15 protein-coding genes and 3 pseudogenes are annotated in these 23,314 nt (G+C 68.1%); 7 read left to right on the top strand and 11 right to left on the bottom strand.

The annotated features are described in order from the left end of the window. Positions 1 to 55 precede the first annotated feature (55 nt). The 4 genes and pseudogenes from ACZ41I_RS08225 to ACZ41I_RS08210 form a co-directional block, all read right to left on the bottom strand. Positions 56 to 325 carry a hypothetical protein gene (locus ACZ41I_RS08225; protein WP_468513534.1) on the bottom strand — a complete coding sequence of 90 codons (270 nt, stop codon included), beginning with the start codon at positions 323 to 325 and terminating at the stop codon, positions 56 to 58. Positions 326 to 418: 93 nt separating this feature from the next. Further along, positions 419 to 1,495: a glycosyltransferase family 2 protein gene (locus ACZ41I_RS08220; protein ID WP_468513533.1), complete on the bottom strand. Its 1,077-nt coding sequence runs from the start codon at positions 1,493 to 1,495 to the stop codon at positions 419 to 421. A 999-nt stretch (positions 1,496 to 2,494) separates the two neighbouring features. Beyond that, positions 2,495 to 2,830, bottom strand: a complete 336-nt coding sequence (locus tag ACZ41I_RS08215; protein WP_468513532.1) for a transposase — start codon at positions 2,828 to 2,830, stop codon at positions 2,495 to 2,497. A gap of 860 nt (positions 2,831 to 3,690) precedes the next feature. Continuing rightward, positions 3,691 to 4,250, bottom strand: a pseudogene (locus ACZ41I_RS08210) (P-loop nucleotide/nucleoside kinase family protein). Positions 4,251 to 5,679: 1,429 nt separating this feature from the next. Between ACZ41I_RS08210 and ACZ41I_RS08205 the strand changes: the two are divergent. Continuing rightward, a complete protein-coding gene (locus ACZ41I_RS08205) occupies positions 5,680 to 7,308 on the top strand; it encodes a hypothetical protein (protein ID WP_468513531.1) in 1,629 nt (542 codons plus the stop codon). A gap of 467 nt (positions 7,309 to 7,775) precedes the next feature. Here the strand turns inward: ACZ41I_RS08205 and ACZ41I_RS08200 are convergent, their stop codons facing one another. The 3 genes from ACZ41I_RS08200 to ACZ41I_RS08190 all read right to left on the bottom strand — a co-directional run bounded on the left by ACZ41I_RS08200 (position 7,776) and on the right by ACZ41I_RS08190 (position 12,018). Next, the gene (locus tag ACZ41I_RS08200) at positions 7,776 to 8,339 is read right to left on the bottom strand and encodes a dihydrofolate reductase family protein (RefSeq protein ID WP_363219055.1); all 564 of its coding nucleotides are present in this window, start codon (positions 8,337 to 8,339) and stop codon (positions 7,776 to 7,778) included. 411 nt (positions 8,340 to 8,750) lie between these two features. Next, complete coding sequence (locus tag ACZ41I_RS08195) at positions 8,751 to 10,037, bottom strand: hypothetical protein (protein ID WP_468325922.1); 1,287 nt, start codon at positions 10,035 to 10,037, stop codon at positions 8,751 to 8,753. A gap of 496 nt (positions 10,038 to 10,533) precedes the next feature. Continuing rightward, complete coding sequence (locus ACZ41I_RS08190; RefSeq protein ID WP_468513530.1) at positions 10,534 to 12,018, bottom strand: alpha/beta hydrolase; 1,485 nt, start codon at positions 12,016 to 12,018, stop codon at positions 10,534 to 10,536. Positions 12,019 to 12,283: 265 nt separating this feature from the next. On the opposite strand from ACZ41I_RS08190, the pseudogene ACZ41I_RS08185 reads away from it, so the two are divergent. Then, positions 12,284 to 12,550, top strand: a pseudogene (locus ACZ41I_RS08185) (transposase); the annotation flags it as partial. A 42-nt stretch (positions 12,551 to 12,592) separates the two neighbouring features. Here the strand turns inward: ACZ41I_RS08185 and ACZ41I_RS08180 are convergent. Both ACZ41I_RS08180 and ACZ41I_RS08175 read right to left on the bottom strand, forming a co-directional pair. Continuing rightward, the gene (locus ACZ41I_RS08180; RefSeq protein WP_468513529.1) at positions 12,593 to 13,048 is read right to left on the bottom strand and encodes a VOC family protein; all 456 of its coding nucleotides are present in this window, start codon (positions 13,046 to 13,048) and stop codon (positions 12,593 to 12,595) included. 212 nt (positions 13,049 to 13,260) lie between these two features. Next, positions 13,261 to 16,935 carry an nSTAND1 domain-containing NTPase gene (locus ACZ41I_RS08175; RefSeq protein WP_468513528.1) on the bottom strand — a complete coding sequence of 1,225 codons (3,675 nt, stop codon included), beginning with the start codon at positions 16,933 to 16,935 and terminating at the stop codon, positions 13,261 to 13,263. 447 nt (positions 16,936 to 17,382) lie between these two features. On the opposite strand from ACZ41I_RS08175, the gene ACZ41I_RS08170 reads away from it, so the two are divergent. The 5 genes from ACZ41I_RS08170 to ACZ41I_RS08150 all read left to right on the top strand — a co-directional run bounded on the left by ACZ41I_RS08170 (position 17,383) and on the right by ACZ41I_RS08150 (position 21,985). Further along, positions 17,383 to 17,817: a hypothetical protein gene (locus tag ACZ41I_RS08170; protein ID WP_468513527.1), complete on the top strand. Its 435-nt coding sequence runs from the start codon at positions 17,383 to 17,385 to the stop codon at positions 17,815 to 17,817. 702 nt (positions 17,818 to 18,519) lie between these two features. After that, entirely contained in the window at positions 18,520 to 18,693 is a 174-nt protein-coding gene (locus tag ACZ41I_RS08165) for a hypothetical protein (protein ID WP_468513526.1), read from the top strand. Positions 18,694 to 18,738: 45 nt separating this feature from the next. Then, a complete protein-coding gene (locus tag ACZ41I_RS08160; protein WP_468513525.1) occupies positions 18,739 to 19,152 on the top strand; it encodes a peptidoglycan-binding domain-containing protein in 414 nt (137 codons plus the stop codon). A 973-nt stretch (positions 19,153 to 20,125) separates the two neighbouring features. Next, positions 20,126 to 20,701, top strand: coding sequence for a SigE family RNA polymerase sigma factor (locus ACZ41I_RS08155; RefSeq protein WP_468513524.1), 576 nt, complete (start codon positions 20,126 to 20,128; stop codon positions 20,699 to 20,701). A 540-nt stretch (positions 20,702 to 21,241) separates the two neighbouring features. Further along, positions 21,242 to 21,985: a GNAT family N-acetyltransferase gene (locus ACZ41I_RS08150; protein WP_468513523.1), complete on the top strand. Its 744-nt coding sequence runs from the start codon at positions 21,242 to 21,244 to the stop codon at positions 21,983 to 21,985. Here ACZ41I_RS08150 and ACZ41I_RS08145 read toward each other — a convergent pair. Both ACZ41I_RS08145 and ACZ41I_RS08140 read right to left on the bottom strand, forming a co-directional pair. Continuing rightward, positions 21,942 to 22,328: pseudogene (locus tag ACZ41I_RS08145) on the bottom strand (ATP-binding protein); the annotation flags it as partial. The gene ACZ41I_RS08150 and the pseudogene ACZ41I_RS08145 overlap by 44 nt on opposite strands. Positions 22,329 to 22,427: 99 nt before the next feature. Continuing rightward, on the bottom strand, positions 22,428 to 23,312 hold the full coding sequence (locus ACZ41I_RS08140; RefSeq protein ID WP_468513522.1) for a DUF2690 domain-containing protein: 885 nt from the start codon (positions 23,310 to 23,312) through the stop codon (positions 22,428 to 22,430). Between the last annotated feature and the right edge of the window lie 2 nt (positions 23,313 to 23,314).

Raw genomic sequence — 23,314 nt, 5'->3', positions numbered from 1 at the left:
GCGCGGGAGGCGGCTGCCGTGGCGCTCGGTGCGGCGGTGGCCCAGGGCACCGGGGTCAGGGGACCTCCACCCAGGTGTCGGTCGTGTTCCGCTCCCGCGGCAGCCGCAGAGCCAGGCGGTCCGAGACGATCTGGACGGGCCTGCCGGTGAGGACCGCGTCGGTACGGCGCCGCGGGAGCAGCTTGCACACGGACGCTCCGGCCATGAGCAGGGTGGTGGCGGCCACGACGGTGGCGAGGGTGTCGAAGCCTGAGCGGCGCCGGGATGCGAGCGTGGATGCCCCGCCGGCTCCCAGGGCACTGGCCAGTGGTACGCCTGCGTACACAGATCTCCCGCCTCTTCTCCTGCCTGTCGTCCCTGTGTGCCGGAATCGCTGGGGCGGCTGTCCGGGACGGCGTCCTGGGCAGCGCGGGTCGTCTCAGGTCGCGCACCAGCGCTCCTCGCGCCGCCGGGCCATGTCCCAAAGGGAGCGGACGTACACCGCGTGCTGGAACAGGTCGTAGACCAACTCGACGGCGAGCGTGCCCGCGAGCAGCTGGGACCTCCAGCCCGCCCCGCTGGCGGTGACGACCTTCTCCGCGACGAAGACCAGGCCGACCGCGATCCAGAACGGCGAGAACTCCGGGCGGCCGCGGGCCAGCATCCAGGCGGTGAAGACGAGATACAGCGCCATGGCCAGCACGGACAGTCCCATGAGCGCCTGGCGCACGAAGTACGGTGCGGTGACCCTGGTCCAGCCGTAGTCCCGCAGGTTCTCCAGAGCTCCGCGCTGCCAGCGCATCCGCTGGTGCCACAGCTTGGGCACGGTGGTCATCACCTCGGTGACCACCCGGCAGCCGGCGGGCGAGACGGTGCGGTATCCGATGGTGCGCACGGCCTTGGTGATCTCGTCGTCCTCGGTGAGCGAGGCCAGGGAGTAGTACGACGTTCCGCCACCGATGAGACCGTCCAGGCGCGCCTGCCGGACCTGCCGCAGGGTGGAGACCCTGAACACGGTCGCGGTCCCCGTGAGCACATCGGCCCGGTAGCCGCGCCGGGCGATCTCCCTCGCGTAGCGCTGGAACTCGATCCGCTGCAGGACGCCGAGCAGTCCGCCGCCGGGCTCGCCGTAGAAGATCCCGCCGACCGCTCCCACATCCGATCCCATTGCCTCGACGGCGCTGGCCACGAACGACGGGACCAAGGTGGTGTCGGCGTCCTGGACCAGGACGAGGTCGGAGCCGGCCAGCCCGTGCAGAACCTGGTCCAGAGCCTGGTTCAGCGCCCCGGCCTTCTTATGGCGGTTGTCCGTGGACTGCACCACCGTCGCTCCGGCCCGCCGGGCGTTGTCCGCGGTGGCGTCGGTGCAGTTGTCGGCCACCACGACGATCCGTTCCGGCTCCCGGCTCTGCGCCCGCAGGGCGGCGATGGCCGCGCCGATGCGGCCGGCCTCGTTGTGCGCGGGGATCAGCGCGACGATACGGGGCACCGCCGTGCTGCCTGCAGATGGCCGCACGCGGGCATGATGCGTGCGTCTTCGCATAACCGTGCTCCTGACCGCGCGCACGCATCACCGAGCGCACGAGGGACTGTGTCTACACAGGGGGCTGCGCCTTCAGAGGACGCGATGTACATGGGCAAGGGCCCGACGGGCGGGGCCGTCGGGCACGGCCGCCCCTCGGCTCCGGGCCGCGGACATGCCGGCCCTGCGCCTCTTTGAGTGGGTGGTATTCAGCGAACTGCCGGACGGAATTCCATCTGGCATATGCAGTTCTTCCACCGGGCGCACCGTGCGCCAGGACTCCTCACCCGGCTGGGCGGGGCCTGCAGAAGCATGAGCCGATTAAGTTTCGCGCTCCGGCGCACGGCCTCGACAAGCGTGCGCCCCCCATTCGGGTCAGCCCTGGCCGGAGCAATGTTCAGGCCAGCGCGGCACGCTGAGCAGAAGGAGCGAGTACCCGATCGCCTTGCGCACGGTCGGAAGACATCGGCCTTCGTCCGCGCGGGCTCCGGGCTTCGCACACTGTCCTCATGGCCTTGATGCCGGCGTGGGATCACCGGTGGCCCAGTGGGGACTGCTGAGCGCCGCCTGATGTGCGGCACGGTGGGCACTCTGTGGCACGACCGGGCCCTGCGCGGGCTGTGCACCGCCACGGCGCTGCTGGAGAACTGACCGTCTCCGGCCCGGATGGGTGCATTGTCGATCGCTCGTTCGAGCGATAGGTGCGGGCCGCGGGGGCGGTTCCCTACGGGCTCGGCTACCCCTGGTGGTGATGTAGTTGCCGCGCCAAGACCCCAGGAGGACAGCATGGCCGGACCGAGACTTACAGAGACCGACGTCCATGACGCACTGAACGGGGTGGCCGGCTATTCGGGCAGGGGCACTCTCTCTACCGGGTTCCACCTCAACAGGGCCAATCTGGCAGCTCCCGAAGGACAGGCCCTGGTGAAGAAGGTGACAGACGCCTTGAACTGGAGCCTGGACCAGAAGGACAGCTAGATGGTGTCCGCAGTGTCAGGGCAGCCGGAGTCGTAGGCGGACGAGGGTGATCATGGCCTGGTAGTGACGGGCGCGTTTGGCGTAGCGCGTGGCCAAGGCTTTGTTGTGCTTGAGCCGGTTGAAGCAGGGCTCGAAGACGTTGTGGCGCCGGTAGGCCGGCCGGTCGAGCCGGCACAGGCTTTCGCCGCGCCGGGTAGGCCCCTTGACCTGATCGACCCGCTCCGGGATCGCAGCCTTGATACCCCGCCTGCGCAGGTAGGCGCGGATCTTCGTGGACGAGTAGCCCTTGTCCGCGACGACCTGGTCCGGCCGCGTGCTGGTGAGCCCACATGGCCGGTGGAGTCGACGCACACGATCGTCCAGTCCACAGGGCCCACGGCATCGGAGTGCTGCTGGACGTGAGCAAGCAGCCGGTTCCAGGTGCCGTCGGCCGATCAGCGGCGGAAGCGTTCGTAGACCGTCATCCACGGCCGTAACGCTCTGGCAGTTCCCGCCAGGCCGCCCCCGTGGCGGCTTCCGCAGAATCCCGTTGACCACCTGGCGGCGGTCCCGCACTGGACGACCCATCCGCGGTGGAGCCAGCAACGGCTCGATCACCGCCCACGATTCATCGGTCAACTCATGACGACGCACCATGAACAGAGCAACGCGCGCTTGAGTTTGCTGATGCGGCGCTCGACCGTGTTGCGTTGCATCGAAGGGGGTGGACGGCCGCCTCGACTGCTGAGGCGTTTGCGGTTGAAGGCCTGGTCGGCGGGTTGCGGGAGCCCGCCCAAGGCGATCGCCGACCGGATCGAGGCGGCTGTGCGCGTCCGCCGGCAGCCGAAGGTCCGCGACCGGCGCTATAAGCATGCCGCCGCCACGACCCGGGATCCACCGTGGCGGCCTGCGCACACTTGGGCTACAGCGCGCCCGTCGGCACCACCGACGACGGCCGTCTGACCTGCGTTACCGTCCACCTGCCCGCCACTACCCCCGGCGCCTGTTCGACGCTCAACATGGTATCGGCGCCCAGAGCCCCCAATGAGGTTGCCGCGGAAGGCATCCAGGAGCGGTACTTCAAGGACTACGGCCGTCGCCCCGATCAACTCAAAGTCGAGTTCACTGATATCGACTACATCGACCTCGCCTTCTGCCCTGTACTGACCTCGGTTCGCAGCCGGCCCTTCGCTGAGCCGAAGCACGCTTTTGTCACCCGGGCAGGCTCGTTGTCACCTGCGAGGCTCGACGCCGGCAGGTTGTTCTTCGCATCTCTTGAGAGCCTCTGCGATCTGCAGGGCGGCCTGGGCGGGTGTGAGGTGCGTGGTGTCGACGACCTCGCCCGCAGTGTGCAGCCACGTGCGGGCCGCCTCGGCGTAGGGCTCAAGGTATTGGAGACGGAACGGGGAGTTGGGGTCAAGAACAGTTCGCCCGCGATGCGCTTACGGAGGGTGTCCTGGTCGGCATGGAGGACGAAGTGCCGGACCGCAATGGCATGCTGGGCAAGGCCCGAGCTGATCTCGCGCCAGTACTGCTCAACCAGGACGGTCATGGGCATCACCAGGGTGCCGCCGGTGAAGTCGAGGATGCGTCGGGCAGTCTCGACCACGAGCGGCCGCCAAGGCGGCCAGTGTTGAAAGTTGTCCGTGGCGGGCAGCGCTGGCGTGATGTCGATGAGCGTCTCGCCGACCTTCTCTGCGTCGAACACCCGTGAATTCGGGATCAGCTGCTGCACGAGCGCACTGGTCGTCGTCTTGCCTGCGCCGTGGGTGCCGTTGAGCCATACGATCATGAGACTCGTCGCTAGCGTCGTGCGGGCCGCGGGAACAGGCACGGCAGAAATCCGGTATGGCTTCGGCGTGTCTCAGGGTGGTGTCAACCATCCAGATCAGGTGTCACCTATCTCGGCAGGTGGTGGTCGATCGATCGCCTCGGCCGGTTGCTCGGCGTGGGCGTCAAGCAGCAACTTGAGTGCGCGTAGTTGGGGTGTTGGCTGCCTTTCTGAGCCAGTGACAGGCGTTGTGCCGCTGCTTGCCCCGGACGGCGCGGAGTTCGGGATTGTGCGCCATGTCCGTGCCCCACCCAGAGGCTGACGGTGAGGGGTTGCTGTCATCGCCGATGGATGCCCGATGCCACGGGAGGATCGACAGCTGGGTGGCCATGTGCTGCCGGAAATCTGGGGTTCGAGGGGCCAGGTGCCGCCCAGGCCCTGCTTGGGGACGTTGCGGCCGCACGACCCGCTGACCGCACTCCCCGTCTTCCGCCACCTCGTCAGCCGCATCCCTCGGGTGGCCGGCGTTGCTGCAGCTGCTCGAACGCCAACTGGTCGGACTCCCGCACGACCGGCTCGCTGCCCAGCCCGGTGCCCCCGGGACCGGTCATGTCCGTGCCTTGCTGGAGCGCGGCAGCACCCGCCCGTCCGCGTGCGCAGCGAGCTGAGCGTGGTGCCTTGCCACTTCGGCTTCGCTGCCCACCCGGCGGGCATACAGGGCTGTCCACGGCCACGGTCAGCATCGGCTCGGGCAAGGGCCATGTTCTGCGGTGATGCCGTCCACGCCGACCATCGGGAGCCTGCCGACCAGCGTCCAGTCACCTGGCATCCGGCCCTGGGCCAGTCGAGGATGCCCAGGTCCGTGGCCGGTCGGCAGTGGACGCAGGCCGGCGGCCGCTGGCGCCGTGCCTGGAGCGCCTGCTGCCGGGTCGCCGGGAGGCATCGTCCGCTCATGGCCGCCCCGGCCCAGCACTCGCCGGGTGTACGGCGTCTATGTTCGTCCGGTTGAGTCCGTGCGGAAGCAGCCACTCAGCAGGAGCTGGCCGCATCTCCGAGCTTGGCGCCGTACTGCCTTGTGTCGCTCCTCCACAGCGATCCAGCCGTCGATCTGGGCAAGGGTCGCCGTGGCCTGCTGGACCCCCACGCGCCGTGCTTGCGTCTCGGATCGGCTTCTTCACCCCGTAGGGGGCCGAAGTTAAAGGCCCTCCGCGGCTGTGGGCGCGCATAAGGGGGCGAAGCAGCGCCCGTGGCCTGCCTGGTCCCCAGGAACGCTTCGGTGACGTCCCCGATGGAACCTGCCGGTCCGGGCGGCCGTACAACCATTCGACGTCCTGCCCCGTCTGGAAAGGCGGTTTTCTCGCGCTATTCATGGCGTGTGTTCTTGAGCTTTGGAGGGGGTTCCGTGAGAGCGGGCGAGGTTCGACGACGAGTACGAGCTGCGGCCGGCGCGGTGGCGGTCACCGCGGCGGTGGGTGTGCCGTCCGGGCATGCCGTCGCGGCCGGGGCGGGGCTGGAAGTCGCCGCGGATTCCAGCAGCTACACCCTGGAGGCCTTGCCTTACACGGACACGGACCCGAACTCCTGGCGTTCGGTGACGCTGACCAACACGGGCACGACGAAGATCACGTCGTACACGCTCACCGTCGACTACAGCTCGCTCGACGGAGTCGTGGACGTCGCCGCCCCCTTCTCCGGATGCGAGAAAAAGACCGCGGGCGTCCTGGTCTGCAACGGCGCGGACGCGCCCGCGCCCGGCAAGACCACCCGGCTGGGTGGATTCCGTGTGCGCAGTCTGAAGGGTGCGCAGGGCGGAACCACCGGCGAGATCCGAGTCAGCGGAGAGGCCGACGGAGCCGAGATCGCCGAGAGGGTGTGGAAGGTCGACATCAAGGACAGCGGGTTCGTCCAGGACCGCGTGACGGGAGCCGTGAAGGGCAAGGTGAAGCCCGGCGCCGAAGTGCATCCGGGTACGGGCTTCACCTACTTCGGCGCCCATGAGCTCAAGGGAACCGACCTCTACATGTACGCCGGGCGTGCGTCGTTCAAGCAGGAGTACAGCAACTGCAAGTACGGCACGATGCCGATCCACATGTTCGACGACCCGAGCGGTGAGCTCACCGACGTGTCGTTCCCGGCGGCCGTCTGTCACTTCGACAACACGATCGAGGTGGGCGACTCCTTCGACCTGTCCCCGGGGCCGCTCAGGATCGACGACGCCGCACGCAGTGCCACGTGGTACGCCAAGCCGGGTGTCACCGACCGGCTGAAGGAGCTTACCGACGTCCACCCTGGCAGCGGCCCGGAGCTGAAACTCGTGCCGCGCCCGGACGATGCCCCGCAGGGGGAGCCGAAGGCGAGCCTGTACGGAGTCAGCTACCAGGTCGACAACACGGCCGACATCGAGGCCGTCGGTGCCTCGGCAAAGGGACGGTCGGGCAAGGTGGTCACGGTGGACGTCGGGTACCGCAACAACGGTCCCGGCGGCATGCCCACCTGGAACGGCAGCGAGCCCATCGAGGATCCTTCGGTGGAGACGACGGTCACCATTCCCCAGGGCACGACCGTGGTGAAGGCGCCGAGAGGGTGCTGGAGGAACGACACCCACAAGAGCGAGGCCGGCGGCCGCAGCTACCACTGTGTGGGGGAGAACACCGAATGGTGGGTCGGTCCGGGCGAGCGTCTCGTGTGGTCGTTCGGCCTGCGCATCGAGAAGGCGTCCGCGCTCAAGCCCGGCAAGGTCTTGCTGAAGGTGCTGCCCGAGCATGACAGCGACCCCAAGAACGACACCGCCGCCATCACCGTGAAGGTGCCGGGCGCGGCGGGTGATACCGGTGGCTCCGACGGTGGCGGAAACGGGACTTCCAAAGGCCCGACGGGGCGCACGTCCGGCTCGGGGTCCGGCGGCGGGTCCGGATCCACCGGGGGCGTCCACGACACGACGCCCACTTCCACGCCCACCGGGTCCATGGCGGGCACGGGCGCCGGGTCCCTGCCGTGGATCGCCGCAACGACGGGCGTCGTCGCCGTGGGCGTCGGCACGGTGCTGTTCCTCGCTGCGCGCCGGCGTCGACGGTCCTGAGGCTCCCCTCGCCCGTCCGGCGGTTCTGAGTGTCTTCGGGCCTCTCCGGCGGGGCGAGTGCTACTCGCCGGTTCCTCCGGCCACTTCGCATCGGCCTCGGTATCACGCCAGGCGTTGTCCGCTCGTCGGCCGGGGCCCCTTTTGACGGGCTCCGGCGGCGTGCTGGTGTGTCCAGGTGCCGTCGGCCGCCCGCTTCCGTAGGCGGTTGTGAATGCCTTCCCCGGAGCCGAACTCCTCGGGCAGGTCCCTCCACGGCGTCCTGGCGCGGTCTGGAACGCGAGCGCGTCGATCACCTGCCGATGATCCCGCCACCGCCACCGCCACCGCCACCGCCACTGCCACCGCGCTTCGGCGTCCGGTCTGGCGAGAATGGCTCGATCCTCGCCCAATGGGCGTCAGTTAACGACACACCCGGACCAACGTCGGATGATCCGAAAGAAACGGCTGGGCCTCGGCGGACGAGTCGGCTAGCGAGCCACGCGGTAGCGGAGATAGATGACCGTCGAGCTGAAGAGGCGTGTTTCGACGAGTTCGAGATCCACCCGGCGCTCGTGCTGGGGGAAGAACGGAATGCCCCCGCCGACCAGCACCGGGTAGACCCTGGCACGGTACTCGTCGATCAGACCCAACGCGGCCGCCTCGGCGGCGAGAGTCGCGCCGCCGATCGCGATGTCACCCTCTCCCGGCTCGGCTCGCAACCGCTCGATCTCCTCGGCCAGGCCGCCTGAGGCCAGGCGGGCGTTGCCCTGGACCGCCGACAACGTGGTGGAGAACACTACCTTGGGGAGCGCCTTCCAGATCGCGGCAAACTCGAGCGTTGAGAAGTCGAGCGATGGATTCTGGTCGGCGGTCTCCCAGTAGAGCATCGTCTCGTACAGCCGTCGCCCCAACAGGTGGACGCCTACCTCTCGAATCTCGTCGGTGGCGAAGCGAAAGATCTCCTCGTCGGGGACCGTCCAGTCGAATTCGCCGTCCGGCCCGACGATGTAGCCGTCAAGTGAGAGGCTCATCGAATAGGTCACGTTGCGCATCAGAAGTCCTCCTCGGTAACGGGTTCGACAGTACGACCGCTACACGCCGCAGGACTCATCGCGACTTGCGGGACCCCCTGAAGACGTGCGGATTTCTCGCCGACCAGTTGATTGGACGCCGCCCGCCTCCAGCAGTCTCGGCTGACCGGCATCGCCGTCAAGGGCGAGGGAAGGGCCTCATCGATGCCGACCAGGTGGCCCAGCAGATCAGCCTCGATGAGGTGCGAGTCCGGCTCGTGGCCGAAGCGGCCATAGACCGGACCGTGCGTAGTTCGGCCCCGGCTCACCTTGTCCGCACCGCCATCTCGTGCCGGAGCGACTCGTTGTCACCGTAGCGAAATGGCTTCGTATGCGCAGGGGCTCGATTCGATTCGGACCGAGCCCCTGTTGTGCTGCGCGCTTCCTGCCAGGTCACTCGTGGATGGCATGTCGTGCCGCGTCGATGAAGCTGATGCGGGCCTGGATGAGCTTGTCCCTGGCGGCGGTGACTTCGTCGTTGGCCTGACGGATACTGAACTCGAACACGGGGGCGCAGAGGGCAGCCATCTGCGGCGCCACTGTGTTGAGCTGGGTGAATTGATCGATGGCCCGGGTGGCGATTGTCCCGAGGCTGGAATCCCAGGCCGCCCCGGCGAGCAGGCCGGTGAGAGGGTCATGTGCGGTGGCGGCGGCCAGCTCGTCTCCCATGGCCAGGTACTGCTGCATCTCCTCCATGAGTTGGATCGGGTCGGTGAAGCGCTGCCCAAGTGCTGCCATCTCACGGACCGCGCTGCTGAGTTCCGTTGGCAGATCGTTCAGGTCCAAGTCTTCGGGGAGGGCGTTTTGGAGGGTGTCCCGCAGGTTGGTGAAGACATTCAGCAGGACGGGTACGGCTGCGGAGATCGCGCCAAGCTGCTGGTCGGGGCCGATCTGCTGGCCTTCCTGCATGGCTCGTGCCAGCGCGCGCATTTCGATCACTGGCAGGAACGCGAGGAAGGGCTCGACGTAGGGCAATATGTCGGGGTCATCCGCAGCTGAGCGGCGCAACTCGGCCATGGCGGACACCGCTGCCGGCGGGTCGTCCATGGTCAGGCACACTCGAACCAGGTCGGTGAGGACGGCGCTCGACCTCAGCGTCGCTTCCGCTCGGGCGGCGAACTCCGGTAGGCCGAGCGGCGCTGCCAAGCGGGCATAGGCGGTGTCGAGATCTTCCAGGGAGGCGTGGACGCGTTCAGGGGACATGCCCTCGACGGTTACTGTGCCACTCAGTACGGATCGTTGGACGCATGCGGCGTCCAGGTGCAGGATCGCCCCGGTCATCTCCATCGCGGCGTTGTAGAGGTCTTCGCCGGCAACTGTCACCGGGTCCGGGCCGTGCAGCGCGACAGCGGGCAAGGCATTGTGCATGGTGCGCAGCGCGTCTTTCAGTGGTTCGTACAGGGCCGGGTCGAGGCGCTTGCGAGATTCGATATCGCGGCGACGGGTGTGCGCGTACTCGGGCCGTGCGACAGCTTCCCAGACCTGGACGGACGAATCGATGAAGGAAGTGGCCGCGTCGGTGAGCTTACTGGAGGCGGTCTGGCGTTGGCCGCGCAGCCACTGGAGGTGCTGGTCTTCGGCTTGTCGACGGGCGACTCCGCGCCCTACCGGGTAGGCGATCGCGGCGGCTATGAGGCTGGCGGGAACGCCAATGAGGGCGGCGAGGACTTCTGGCTCCATACCGCCTGATCCTCGCTCACTGCCAGTTCCCTGTCACAGAAATGGATCAGCCAGGGTGCTCGCGCTCAGCTGGTCGGTTACGACCGTGACGGCGCAGCGAGGCGGAACGCTGAGCACCATACGGAGGAGGGCAGGTTCGGCTGCTTTGCCGGACGGAGCCAGTCGCCCAGGCCGCGCCTCGCAGCCGACGGCCCTCGTCACCGGTCGGTAAAGGGGCTGCTGAGCACGCCGCGGATGAGGCTGGCCGGCGTACGGCCGAGTTCCTCCTCCGTCGGCGCTTGGGCGCATTGCACGCAGTACGCCGCACGCGGTTGTGACGCATCCGGTCGCACGCGAGGTGGCGGGGACGCTGCGTGACCGTGGTCGGTGCGTCGATGACTGGCCACGAGAGGCATCAACCATTCGGTGTACACGGAGCGGGATGGCACCTGACCGTCGCTGGTTGATCGCCTTCCTACCGGATCGGCCTTCCAGGCCGATCCGGATCGGCAAGCTGTCAGGACGGCACGGCGGGGCAACTGGTGCCCCGTGGCGGGACGGCCAGGTCAGTGAGGTAGCTGTCCACGGCGTCCTCCATGCACGGGCCGCTGGTGACGCTGCCGTGCCCCTGGCCTTCGTAGGTGAGGAGCACACCGCTGCGGCCGAGCTGCCGGGCCACGGAGACCGCCCACGGGTAGCCGGTGGCGGGGTCGTGCAGCGCGTTGGACACCAGGATCGGCGGGGCGCCGTGTGCGTCCAGGCGGTGCTGCGGGTTGGCGGTCGGCGCGCCCAGACATGCCGCTGCCATGTGTATCGGTAGCAGGTAAGGCAGGTCAGGCGCGGTCATGTGTGTCATGGTGACGAGCGAGGCGTACTCCTGGTAGTCGCGCACGGGCAGGTGCCAGTCGGAGCAGAAGACCGGGGTGGCCGGAGGCAGCGGCGCTATCGAGGTGGGCGACTTGGGCAGCGGCTTGCTTGTGTCCATCCCCGCTATCGCCGTGGCCAGGCCCGCGTAGTCGGCCTCGTAGAACTTGCGGAACGCGATCTTGTTGACCAGGTCCGCGGACGACAGCGAAGTGCCAGGCTTCGCCGGGTCCTCCAGCTCGCCGCGCCCGGCACGGGCCAGCAGGCTCTGCCAGACGGCGCGGACGTTGCGGCCGTGCAGCGCGCAGTCCGCGGCACTTTCGCACCACTTCACGAACTCCTGGAATGAATCCTCTGCCGTGACCATCTCGGACTGCAGGAAGTCACGAGTGGTCGGGACACTGTGGTCCATGACACTTTCCAGCACCATCGCGCGCACGCGGCGCGGGTAGGTCTCGGCGTACTGTGCCCCGAGCAGAGTGCCGTAGGAGCTGCCGTGGAAGGTCAGTTTCCGCTCGCCGAGGGCGGCCCGGAGGGCGTCCAGGTCCCGGACCGTCTGAGCGGTGTCGAGGTGGTCGAACACCGGGCCGGTACGGGCCCGGCAATCGGCACGGAGCCGCCTGTTGTACGCCATGGTGGCGTCGAAGTCCGCCTGGCTTTTCAGCTCCGGTGACGGCCGCTCGGCAAGGAGATCGCCGGAGCAGGTCACCGGGTTGCTGCCGCCCACGCCGCGCGGGTCGAAGCTGACGATGTCGAACCGGCGGCGGACTTCCGGGCTGAACCGGCTGATATGGCGCACCACCATCTCCTCACCCGAATCGCCCGGCCCGCCGGGGCCGAACACCATCGAGCCGACCCGCGCGCCGGCGGCGGTGGCCTTGCGGCGGGCCACAGCCAGGTCGAGTCTTGGCCCGTCGGGGTGGGCCCAGTCGACCGGCACCGAAAGAGTGGCGCACTCGGCTCCCGGCTTCGCTGGGTCGTCACACGGTGCCCACCGCAGGGTCCCTGCGGCAGGCGGCGACGCGTGGGCCGCGGGAGCGGCGGCGAGGCCGGTGATGACAGCCATGGCGGCTCCCACGGCCATGGTCGTGCCCCGCGCGGCGGTGCGCCGCAGTGCGGATCTGCCCCTTAACGGCATGGATCCTCCTCGTGAAGAGAGCGGTTGTGTCAGGTGTGCGGACCCGGCCGGGGCACTGTCGTCACGTTAGGTGCACTGTCGCCCATGTGGGGCGCCTGTCAGGGGCCTTTCCGGGTCGGGTCAGGGACCGATCAGGGGTGATCGGGGCCCGGGCGGAAAACGGCCAGGGCCGGGTCAGGGGGCGGACTCCGTCGCAGTCTCGGTCGGCCTGTCAGCCACGACGCCGACCTCTACCAGTCCGTGTATCGAAAGTAGATCTTGGGTGATGAATGATCGTGTTTCACGGCGCGGGGAGATCACGGATGCACAGTGGGCGGTGTTGGAGCCGTTGTTGTTCAAGGGAGCGAAGGTGGGACGGCCGCCCACCTGGCCCCGGCGGCAGCTGATCGACGGCATACGGTTCCGGGTTCGGACAGGAGTTCCTTGGCGGGATGTGCCCGTCGAGTACGGTCCATGGGGCCGGATCTACGATCTGTTCCGCCGATGGCAACGAGACGCCACCTGGCACCGGGTCCTCACCCGGCTTCAGTCGTGGCTGTGACCAGCACCAGCACCAGCACCGGCCCAACGGCCCTCAGACGACGTCGAATTCGTTGCCCTCGGGGTCCTGCAGGGCGGCGGCGTAGAGTCCCATGTCCGGCTCATCCTTGATCCGCAGCACGGTGGCACCAGCTGTGACCAGCCGTTCCACCGTAGCCTTGACCCGCTGTGTGCGGACGTCCAGCGGGACGTCACGGCCCCCACCGACCTTCAGGTCGAAGTGCCACCGGTTCTTGGCGACCTTCGGCTCCGGAACCTGCTGGAACCACACCCTCGGCCCACGTCCCACGGGATCGATGATCGACTCCGGAATATCCCCGGCACCGGTCGGCAACTCTGCCTCAGGCACCCCCATCGCCGCCCAGTAAGCACGCCACGTGGGGTGCCCGACCGGCGGAGGCTCAGGCACGTAGCCCAGGGCCTCGGCCCAGAAAGACACCATTCTCTCCGGATCGGAGCAGTCGATCGTCAGCTGCACTGTCATCTCCATGCTTGGAGCGTCCCAGGCAGGTCTGACAGACGATCCACTTTCGCAACACGCGCTAGGCAGGCAACACAGGTCGCGCTCAGGACGTCTACTCAAAGCACGCGGATGACCTGGACTGCTACACGCCACCCTGGTTCCGTCACCTCGGGACCCGCATTTCGTCGGTTCCGCCTCTTCCCCAAGCTAGGCTCGTACCATTGGCTTCTGGTGGCAGGTCAGCAGAAGTTGCGGTAGGAAAGTTCCGGGAGGTACTCCTTCCACTCGGCGCGCGTCAGCCCGCCGCCGGTACGGCGACAGGTCTGTACCGCGATGGAGGACAGGTCGGCGGGATAGCCGTGCAGCGGCACATACCGGCCCGACGTTCGAAGCGTTCTGCCGTCTGCATCGAAACCCACGGCCAGGATGGGTTCGTTCGCTGTAGGCAGCGCGGAGCCGAGCCGCTGGCCGGAAGGGACGTCCCACAATTGGAGCGTGCCGTCGCTGCCGCCTACCGCGAGGGTGTGGCTGTCGGGAGAGAAACCCAGGGCCCGAACGGTTGACCCGGAGTCCAGCTCCGTATCGGTGAAGGTGCCGGCCATGGCTGCGAGGCGGTGCGTGGCCCGGTTGTCCCAGAGGGTCACCCGGCCTGACTGGTCGCCGGCGGCGAGGTAGCGGCCGTCCGGGCTGAAGGCCAGCGCCGTGGTGAAGGCCTGCGTCAGTCGACGGCTGACGATGTGTTGCGAGGCAAGATCGACTATGTGTCCGTCCGAGGTGGCGAAGGACTTGCCGCCAGGTTGGAAGGCCAACACATCACCGCCGACAGACAGTGTCCCGGTTCTCCTGCCGCGTGCGATGTTCCAGATCTCAGTGTGGTAATCGGCCTTCATCCGGGAGATCAGCAGAGTGCGGCCGTCCGGGCTGAGGGCGAGGGCATGGACGATGCCTTGGGTATTGATGGGAAGGCCGAGATTCAGGGTGGCACGGACACGGTGGCGCTGGATGTCCCACACGATGGCCTGCAGTGTGGCGTGTGAGTCCTCGCCGACCCTGGTCACGTAGGCGAATGTCTTGGCGTCAGAGCTGAAGGTCATCAGATCTCCACAGCCTGGCGCACTGTGTACTGGGTCGTCAGGGTCTCTTGGGCAGGAGCTGTTGCCGGTGAAGTCGGCCGATCCGCGACCGGTCCTGGCGTCCACCAGCTGGAAGTGGCTTGCATCGCTGCTGTGCCACATCCTTCCAAGCGTCCGGCCGTCGGGGCTGATCTGGGCCTCCTCCGACGGTTTGTCGGCCCAGCCGGGGGCGGACGCGTCGCGCGCCGACACGGCGCGCATCAGCCTGCCCGTGGCCGAATCGTTCTCTCCTGTCTGCGTGAGGTAGCGAACAGTACGGCCGTCCGGGTCCAGGCCGAACTGTGTGACACCGACGAGGCCAGAAGGAACGGATGGCAGTGGGTAGCGGAAGACCGGCCCGGGTGCGCCGGCTGACAACCTCCACAGCCGGACCTCGTGATCGCTGGAGGTCGCCACGAAGCGGCCGTCCTGACTGAATGCCATGTTCGTGATGTCGGAGGAGTCTTCCACGTTCTCGTCACCGAAGCGGCTGGGGACGGCATAGGTCTTGGGAGCGGCGGACCCTGCGGCAGCGAGGTTCCACAGGCGCAGTCCGCCGTCGGGCATGGCGGCCACCATCTGGTGGCTGTCCGGGCTGAACAGGGCGGTGACGCATCCGCCGTCGCGGGGAGCCTTGGGGGCGCCGGGCATGGGCAGTGTGCGGTGCCGCGCCAGGTCCCACACCTGCAGCGGCCGACCTGTCTCGCACACAGCGGCCAGGCGGTCGTCGGGACTGATAATGGCGCCCTGGACACGCCGCCCCTGTCGCTCGAACAGCAGCCGGTGCCGTCGCCAGTCCCACACTTGGACACGGGGGATGTCACCGGCGATGTCAGCGACATCGAGTGTGCGCCCGCTGGGACCGAACTCCGCGGATCCGCCGGTGTGGAGTTCTCCGGATCCGCTGCTGTGCAGGGGGATGGCGGCCCCTACGTACCGGCCCGCGGCAATGTCCCACACCTGGGCGCTGTCCGACCCCACCATCAGCAGGTGCCGTCCATCGGCGCTGACGCCACTCGCATCGACAGCCCCATCGTCTCCCGGGCCACGGAAGGTTCCAGTCCTGCGGTGTGTTCTGACATCCCAGCGCACGAGGCGTGCGCTTTCGACGACAAACAGGGTGCGGGTGTCGGCGCTGAGGAAGTACTGGCTGTCCTCGTCGCCGGAGGGGGCGAAGGCGTCTTCCTCCTTTTGGGCTTGGGCACCGATGAGGGCGGAACGGGTCTCGATCGTGTCGGCGATCCGCCAGGAGGTGACGCTGAGCCGCATGGCCGTGACCGGGTCGGTGTAGCGCAGGCTCTGCGCGAGGGCGGCGATTCTGCGGGCAGTGGCCTGGGTGCGCTGCACGGCGTTCGTCTGGCTCTGCTGCCAAGCGATCGCCCCGGCTGTCAGAGCCAGTGTGACCAGAGCGCACAGGATGGCCGCCAGGATGCGGGGGCGCGTACGCTCACGGCGCCGGGCTTGCAGGCTGGTGGAGAGGAACGCGCCCTCCAGGGCCGTCAGGGCCTGTTCCCGGTCCTGGGCGGGGAACGCCTCTTCCGCGGCGGCCAGGAGCGTGCCCCGGTACAGGGCACCGGGATCGCGGTCCAGCGCGTCCCAGGCGGCGGCGGCCTCCGTCAGCCGCCGATGGGCACGCAGCCGCTCACGATCGGTGTCGATCCAGCTCCTCAGACGAGGCCAGGCGCTGATGAGCGCCTCGTGAGCAAGGTCGACCTGCTCGTCGTCCACAGTGAGCAGCCGAGCACGGGTCAACTCCTCGATGACCGTCGCGGTGTCGGTGACCTCACCGAAACCGAACTCCTCACGGTGGGCGGGTCTGCGGGTGTCGGGGGCGCCGTCTCCCGGGGTGACCAGACGCAGCAGGATCCGGCGTGCGAGATCGGCCTGCGCCGGCGTCAGCCGGTCGTGGATGTCTTCGGCGGTACGGGTGATAGCACCGTGCAGGCCGCCGACGGACTCATAGGCCTCCAGAGTGAGGACTCGGCCCTTGCGGCGCCGCCAGGTTTCCAGCAGGGCGTGGGACATCAGGGGCAGTGCGCCGGGTTCGTCTTCGACCTCGTCGAGGATGCGGGCGGTCAGGGCACGTTCCACGATCATCCCCGCGCTCTGGGCGGGTTTGGTGACGGCCTCGCGTAGCTCGGCGCGGCTCATGGGGCCGGCCAGCACGGTCGCGTCCTGTAACGCGGCGGTCAGTTCGTGGTGTTCGGCGCAGTGGCCGAGGAAGTCGGCCCGCACGGCGATGACGACGCGCAGATGACTCGCGGCATCGGTGGCGGTCAGGAGTCGGTCGATGAACCGGTGGCGCTCGGCCGGGTCGTGGCAGAGGGTGTAGAGCTCTTCGAACTGGTCCACGATCAGCCATGTGTCCCCGTCGCCGTCCTTCGGGGTCAGCCGCTGTTCGTGGGTGCGCAGGGGGTGCTCGCCAGGGGTGAGGACGCGCAGCGCGGCCGGCTGTGCGGTGGCCTGGTCCGGGTTGCGGAGGCGGGGGATGAGACCGGCGCGCAGCAGGGAGGATTTTCCGCTGCCTGAGGGGCCGAACACCGCGCTGAACCGACGGGAACGGGTCAGCGCGAGCAGGCGGTCGGTGAGCTCATCGCGGCCGAAGAACAGGTCGGCGTCGCCAGGCTCGAAGCGGGCCAGTCCTCGATACGGTGGCGCGGCATCCTCACTCTCGGTACGCGGCTCGGCCGCCGCCTCACGCCACCGCGCCTCCCACTCCTCCAGGTCGCCGCCGCAGGCCTGGACGTAGGCGAGGACAGCAGGGAGGGTGGGCAACCGCTCGCCGCCGGCAGCCTGGGACAACGTGCTCGCACCCTGCCCTGTGCGCTGTGCCATCACCCGGTAGGTCGGACTCCCGGCCTCCGCCCGGAGTTTGCGTAATTCGGCAGCGAACCGCGCAACCGGCCCCGCACTGGGATCGAGTGGGCTCTCAGGACGTCCTGCCATCGACGGCTCACCCCTCTGGTCGCTCGCCTCCCCCGTGGATGCGTCGCGATCACCCGGACGCTACGCACGCCCGAGGAGAAGAGCAAACGACGGGCGTCTTCTTTGGTCAGCTTCGTGCGCCGTGCCGTGACCTGCACTGTCTCCATTGATCCGGGTGGCGGAGCCGGCTGTCTATTCAATTCTCCTGCTGCGAAGGTCGTGTTCGTACGGCCCGGACCTGCACGTCACGTCCGGCTGCTCAACGGTCGCCATCAACACACGCGGCCCTCCCGGCAGCCGGCAGCCCCATCGAAGGAGAAAATGGTGCCGATCACCATCATCAGCAAGCCGATCGCATCGGCCGTGGCCGCCCTGGCCCTGAGCAGCGGCCTGGCCACGGCGTCCACGCAGCCCGCACATGCGACGTCCGCATCGCCCACGGCCGTCAAGTATTACTACGGCGTACGGCAGATCCAGACCGACGACGGGCGGTGCACCGCCCAGCTCGACGCCAAGAAGACGGCACCCGGGCACTGGTTCGTGCGGGCATCGTTCTACAACATGTCGGGCGGCGGAGTCGCGGGCTGCTCCTATTACCTGTGGCGCAAGAAGGGCAACGGAGCCTATTGGAGTCTGTCGCACGCGAGTCTGCGACGGAACTCCAGCCACCAGACCGCCTGGTACTGGGACGGGCCCCGCTACCGCGTAATGATGACAATCAACGATGGTGACGGGGACGTGAACAGCAAGCCGTACTGACCGGCTGCAATGGGTGCGCCACCGCGCCCACATGGTCCTCCACGGCGCAGACGTCACCTCGGGGGCTTCTAACACCTCCATCCGCCAGAACGCCTACGAGTTCTCGGCCACCACCCGCTCGTACTGACCCATCCCGGGCGGGCGGCCCGTTGTTACGGGCGATTGATCGCCGGGTTGGGCTGCTGGCCGGCACGAGGGGAGCGGCCAGCAGCCCGCCCTGGTGACCAGGACGATACCCACCGCTCACCGACGGCGCGGATCTGCTTTCTGCAGTCGACACGCCTCGCTGCGCGCCCGAACTGCGGTCCAGCCCGTGATGAGGACGCCGGGGACAGGTTGTCCTGCCCGGGTGACAGGGCCGAGGTCAAACGACACAGACCGCCCCAAGACCGAGCCGGTCGGCCGCCGTGAGCAACCCGAGTGCGCCGTGCGGTGCGGTGCCAGTGAAAGGAGCACAGGAATGCTTTCCACGGTGCGCAGCAGTTTTGGGCTCGCCGCGACCACCCTTGCCCTGACCGGCGGTCTTGCCGTCGCCGGCCCGGGACACGCCGATGTGCATGGCGCGCAGTCCGCGACCGACCGAGCCTCGGCCGTGCTGTCGTTGACCGACGCCTCGGCCGCCAGTTCCAGGAAGATCCGTATCAGGGGTACGCAGGTGGCCCTGAGGGAGTGCTCGCGCACGAGTTGCCGGTGGGCACGAGGGTGTCCCACACGACCGTGCGGGCGTACTGCCAGACCAACCAGCGCACCAGCAAGGTCTCGGGAAACAAGTGGTGGACGAAGGCCACCCTGCTGTCCGGCAGCGACCCAGCCTGGGTGAGCAACCACTACGTGCACACAGCGGCACCCAAGGTGCCCCGCGTGCCGAGCTGCTGACAGCGGACCGCCAAACCGCTACCAGCTGTACCACAGGAGACAGACATGCCCACACCGTTCCGCCGTACCCGAGTCCTCAGCATCCTGGCCCTGCCCGCCGGACTGCTCCTCACCGCCCCCGTGACGGCTGCTCACGCAGCCGTCGGCAGCCACGCGGCCAAGCCGACGGCTCAAGCAGCCGACGTGCACTCCTGCACCTACCGCTCCACCGTCGGCTTTACGTGCGACTACTACTACGGCACCGCGACCATCAGCGAGGGAAGCTCCAACGCCGCTGCTGTCAGGGAAATCCAGGACATCATCAACCAGCACACGGACTACCCCGTCTTGCTGTCCGTCGACGGCAGCTGCGGCCCCAACACCCTCACGGCTGTCGAGTGGCTCCAGCGCCAGCACCACATTGCCAGCGGCGCAGACGGCATCGTCGGCAGTCACACCTGGGAGTACCTGCGCCGCTGACCGGCACCCGGCACAGCCGACATCCAATGCGGCCCGTCGATCACGGCATCCCAACCTGACAGGCGCGCCGGCACGATCGCGATCACCAGACGGCGGCGGCCGGGCAACCGTACGCCGCCCCGCCCGGCGCCGCCCCGCTCATACCCACATGCCGCCGGGGTGGGGGCGCACAGCAGACGAGCAGCTCACAGACGCTGACGCCGCGTCCGGAGCGGCCTTCGCCACGAGGATCGCACCCCACCATGCGCATCACGACACACAGACACAACGGGAGGCAGCGCGTGATGATCACAAGGAAGATGTCGGTCAGGGCATGGAGGAGATTCCGCCTCTCTCCTGGAGTGAAGACCAGCCTGGCCACTGCGGTGACGGCCACCGCCAACCTGCTGATCGGCACGTCGGCGGTCACAGCCGCGGCACCTAGGACGACGGCCGGCAGCCAGACGATGGCCAGCACGTGCGGCCCCAGCGTCAACCCCAACCGCTACATCCTCCGCAGCAGGCGGCACAACGGCCCTGCGACAAGGATCGGCAACGCTCGGATACGGCTGCGCTACGGCAAGCGACCGGGAGGGCCGCGCTACTACCGGGCCACGATCACCGGCGCCAGCGGGGCGACACGGTCACCCTCTACTGGGACATCGACCACGGCTCCTGGCGGAACAGCGGCGCCTGCTCGGCGACCGTGCACTCGGGAAGCGCGCAGAACACCCGGGCCGTCAAGGCCGTGGGTGTCCGGCACAGCAGCAGCTCCAGCGCCCCGCCTATCCGTATATCTGATCAAGGACGACCAGGGCCCTTGCGCCCGGGCCTCCTCCAACGGGCCTCCTCCAAGTGGTGACCCGCAGACGACACCAGTCGGCCGGGGCTGCACCAGCCCGTCCGGTGTCGCCCCGGCCTCGCGGCCCAGGCAGCACGCACTGACCAGGTACGACCACGACTACGTACGACCACGTTTGAAAGGAGCCTGGGCATGAACCCCCGCAGCCACGGTGCCAAGGGTGCGAAGGTGCTGGACTTCGAGGAGTACGTCCGTACGCGGCACGACGCTCTGCTGCGCAGCGCTCGGCGCCTGGTCGGCGACCCGCTCGAGGCACAGGATCTGCTGCAGACCGCGCTGTTACGCACGTACCACCGGTGGGACCGCATAGCGGACAAGCAACTCGCCGACGCCTATGTGCGCCGCGTCATGATCAACATTCGCACGGAGTGGTGGCGGGCCCGCAAACTGGAGGAGCTCCCCACCGAACAGCTGCCGAACGTATCCATCGAGGACTCGGCCGAGCAGCACGCCGACCACGCGCTGCTGATGGACCTCATCAAGACGCTGGCACCCCAACAGCGCAGCGTCGTGGTGCTGCGCCACTGGGAGCAGATGTCCACGGAGGAGACGGCCGTCGCCCTGGGCATGGCGCCAGGAACGGTCAAGAGCACTCTGCATCGTGCGCTCGCCCGGCTCCATCAGGAGTTGCAGCGCCGCGACCCCGACACCGCTTCGGCGTCAGCCGCTGGCCGTGGACGCCCGGAGGCCGTCCGCCGGGCACAATGACGCTCCAGGGGTGGCCGGATTCCGTCCTTCCCCACAACATCCGAGCGACGCGAGAGACAGGAGTCGGGCTGCGAGCTCGACGCCGAGTACTCCCTGGTACCCGCCTGCCAGGCGCAGGTGTTCGTGCGGGACGGAAGGTGGGTGGTCGAGGTACGGGATCCAGACCATCCCGATGCGGAAGCGCTGGCCGTCGTCGACGCCGGCTCGGCGCACGACGAGTCCCCGTTCGCTGGGGCCGGTCACCGGGCTCGTCGAGCGCGACTGGCTGCTTGACCGGTACACCGGAGACGTGCCCGGCTGGACCAGCGACGGCCACGACCGATGGACCGGTACGCGCTACACGCGGAGGTCATGACAGCAGCAGGAACAGACGTGATGTCGTCGTCGGCGCGTCCGCAGTGCGAGGCGCCCGACCTGGCCCGGACGTTATTCAGCGGCCCCGGGGCGAGGGCTTGCGTTGGGACTACCTGAGGCGTCTTCTCACTGGGCGGCCGGCGGAATCCCTCGGCGTCTGTGATCTCGAAGTGGCAGGATCGGCTGATGGCTGTTGATCCGTTGCTGAAGCAGGCTCAGGGCGTGTGGGAGACGCTGGCTGCTGTGCCGGTGTCGTTTCCCCCGGTGGGCGGCCTGGACGTGGTCGCGTCGCCCGACTCGCAGCTGGCTCCGCCTTCGTGGGCTGGGATTGTGGTGCTGGGCGAGTCGGCGATCGTCACGGCGCCGACCGACAGGGACGCGCGGGTTCTGCATCGGCTTCTGGCCGTGATGCCGACCAGCTCACTGACGTCTTCAGAAGCAGTTCGGGCCGTATTGCCGGTGAATGAGGTGCTCGGTCCCGCGGTCTTGGGATACGTGTCACGTGACAGTTTCCGTCCGGCGCCGGCTGACCATGCCGTTGAACGGCTTGCCCCCGGGCATCAGGACGTGATGGCGTTCCTGAAGTCGGTGTCGCCCGAGGACGCCGGTGAGAGCGCGATGGACGAGATCACCTCCGCTGCGTTCGTCGTACGCAAGGGCGCGGACGTGGTGGCTGCGGCGGGGTTTCAAGTCTGGCCGGCGGCAGCCGCCCATCTGTGCGTGCTCACCGCGCCGGAGGAAAGAGGCCGCGGGTTGGCGCGGCTGGTCGCTTCTGCGGCGGTGGCGCAGGCACTCGCTGACGGTCTGCTGCCGCAGTGGCGTGCCCGCCCGATGGCCTCCCGTAATGTCGCGCGAGCGCTGGGGTTTCGTGAGCTGGGAAGCCAGCTCAGCATCCGCTTGGACCAGGAAGAGCTTCGCAGGGAAGGCTGACCAGAGCGTGTCGCCCAGCGGCTATGTTCTTCTGGGCTGTGGAGCGAGCCAGGCGATATGACTCAGTGCCGGTGAAAGCCTCGTTGGAGGCGATCGCGATACTGCTCTTTTCCTCACGCTCAGCGACAACCGGGAGGAGCATTTCCGCGCGCGGCGGTCCAGTTCGAGGTAGCCGAGCTCTCGATTTCGGCGATGGTCTTGCCCAGTTGCATGTCGTTTGCCGCCTCGACCAGCTCGTTCACCAAGGCTGCCGCGGTGGGCAGCGGACGCGGTAGCCGGCCCAGGCTGCGGCGGTGCCCAGCACGATCAGCAGGTGCGACGTGTCGGTGCCGGAGTCCCCAATGCGTCGAAGTCGCCCAGGTTTCTGCGGGCGCGGTGAGCGTGCAGTTCAAGGTCACGCGGCTCAACAGCGGTGACTGCGAATGTCGCGGCCACAGCACGGTCAGCTTGTGCTGCTGAAGCACTCCCTTCCGGGATGCCCGAGGGAAGAGTAGTAGCACGCACGTAAGCTCGAAGGGTGAGGGGCGGCGATCATTGTTGTCGTCGTCACTTCGTCGTCGGCACGCCGTGCGGTTTCCGCGACACTCTGGGGATGGGCGTCAGGGCTGGAGATCTCGATACGGAAGCCAGGGTGCGTGGGCCACGCGCGGATCCATCCTGCCTGGCAGCTCGGGCTGAGCCGGATTTCGAGCCGGGTGCCGTCGCCTGCCGTGTGAGAAGCAGTGGTGATGGGATCCTCACACGCCGTCGTACGCGGGTTCCGGCCTTCACACGACCGCAACTGGCATATGGGCGGACGGGCGGATGGCTGGGAAGTGGTGGTGCGAGAGGCGTGGATGACGGCGGCGGGCGTCACCATCACCGCACACAGCAGGAAGACCGCAGCCGCTGTGCCCATAGGCCGCTCGTCGATCAGAGCGGATGCCGCAAGCAGCACTCTGCGTACGCGGCTGACGTGTTGTGTGGTGGACGGGCTGTCGAGTACAGCGGCATCGACGCTGGAAGGAGATGTGGATGTTCCGTCGCTGAGCGACAGCGGTTGCCCGCGATTGCTCCAGGCCGCGTCCGCCAGCGCCCACTGCGCCAGGAGTTCGTCCTCGGAATGGTGTGCTGCCTTGCACAGGGCTTGAACGGCAGGCCGAGGTGGGAACTGCTTGCCGTTGAGGTACCGCTCCCACGACGATTTGCTGATGGCTGTCGCGTGCGCCAGTTCGGTGAGGGTGAAACCGCTACTGTCTTTCAGATTGCGCAGGTCGGTAATGAGACGTGAGCAGGCGGCGGGAAGATCGTGAGGCAGCCCTCGCCAGCGAGGCGCGGAGTACGCCATCC

The sequence above is a fragment of the Streptomyces sp. NPDC030799 genome (genome assembly GCF_055572255.1).
Note: the sequence above shows the minus strand (reverse complement) of the source record. Positions and strands in the feature narration are given on the sequence as shown.

Excerpts from the sequence above, each read along its gene's own strand:
- ACZ41I_RS08140 (WP_468513522.1), bottom strand. The coding sequence starts at position 23,312 with ATGGCGTACTCCGCGCCTCGCTGGCGAGGGCTGCCTCACGATCTTCCC.
- ACZ41I_RS08160 (WP_468513525.1), top strand. The coding sequence starts at position 18,739 with ATGCCCACACCGTTCCGCCGTACCCGAGTCCTCAGCATCCTGGCCCTG.
- ACZ41I_RS08195 (WP_468325922.1), bottom strand. The coding sequence starts at position 10,037 with ATGGAGCCAGAAGTCCTCGCCGCCCTCATTGGCGTTCCCGCCAGCCTC.
- ACZ41I_RS08150 (WP_468513523.1), top strand. The coding sequence starts at position 21,242 with ATGGCTGTTGATCCGTTGCTGAAGCAGGCTCAGGGCGTGTGGGAGACG.
- ACZ41I_RS08200 (WP_363219055.1), bottom strand. The coding sequence starts at position 8,339 with ATGCGCAACGTGACCTATTCGATGAGCCTCTCACTTGACGGCTACATC.
- ACZ41I_RS08155 (WP_468513524.1), top strand. The coding sequence starts at position 20,126 with ATGAACCCCCGCAGCCACGGTGCCAAGGGTGCGAAGGTGCTGGACTTC.
- ACZ41I_RS08190 (WP_468513530.1), bottom strand. The coding sequence starts at position 12,018 with ATGCCGTTAAGGGGCAGATCCGCACTGCGGCGCACCGCCGCGCGGGGC.
- ACZ41I_RS08180 (WP_468513529.1), bottom strand. The coding sequence starts at position 13,048 with ATGGAGATGACAGTGCAGCTGACGATCGACTGCTCCGATCCGGAGAGA.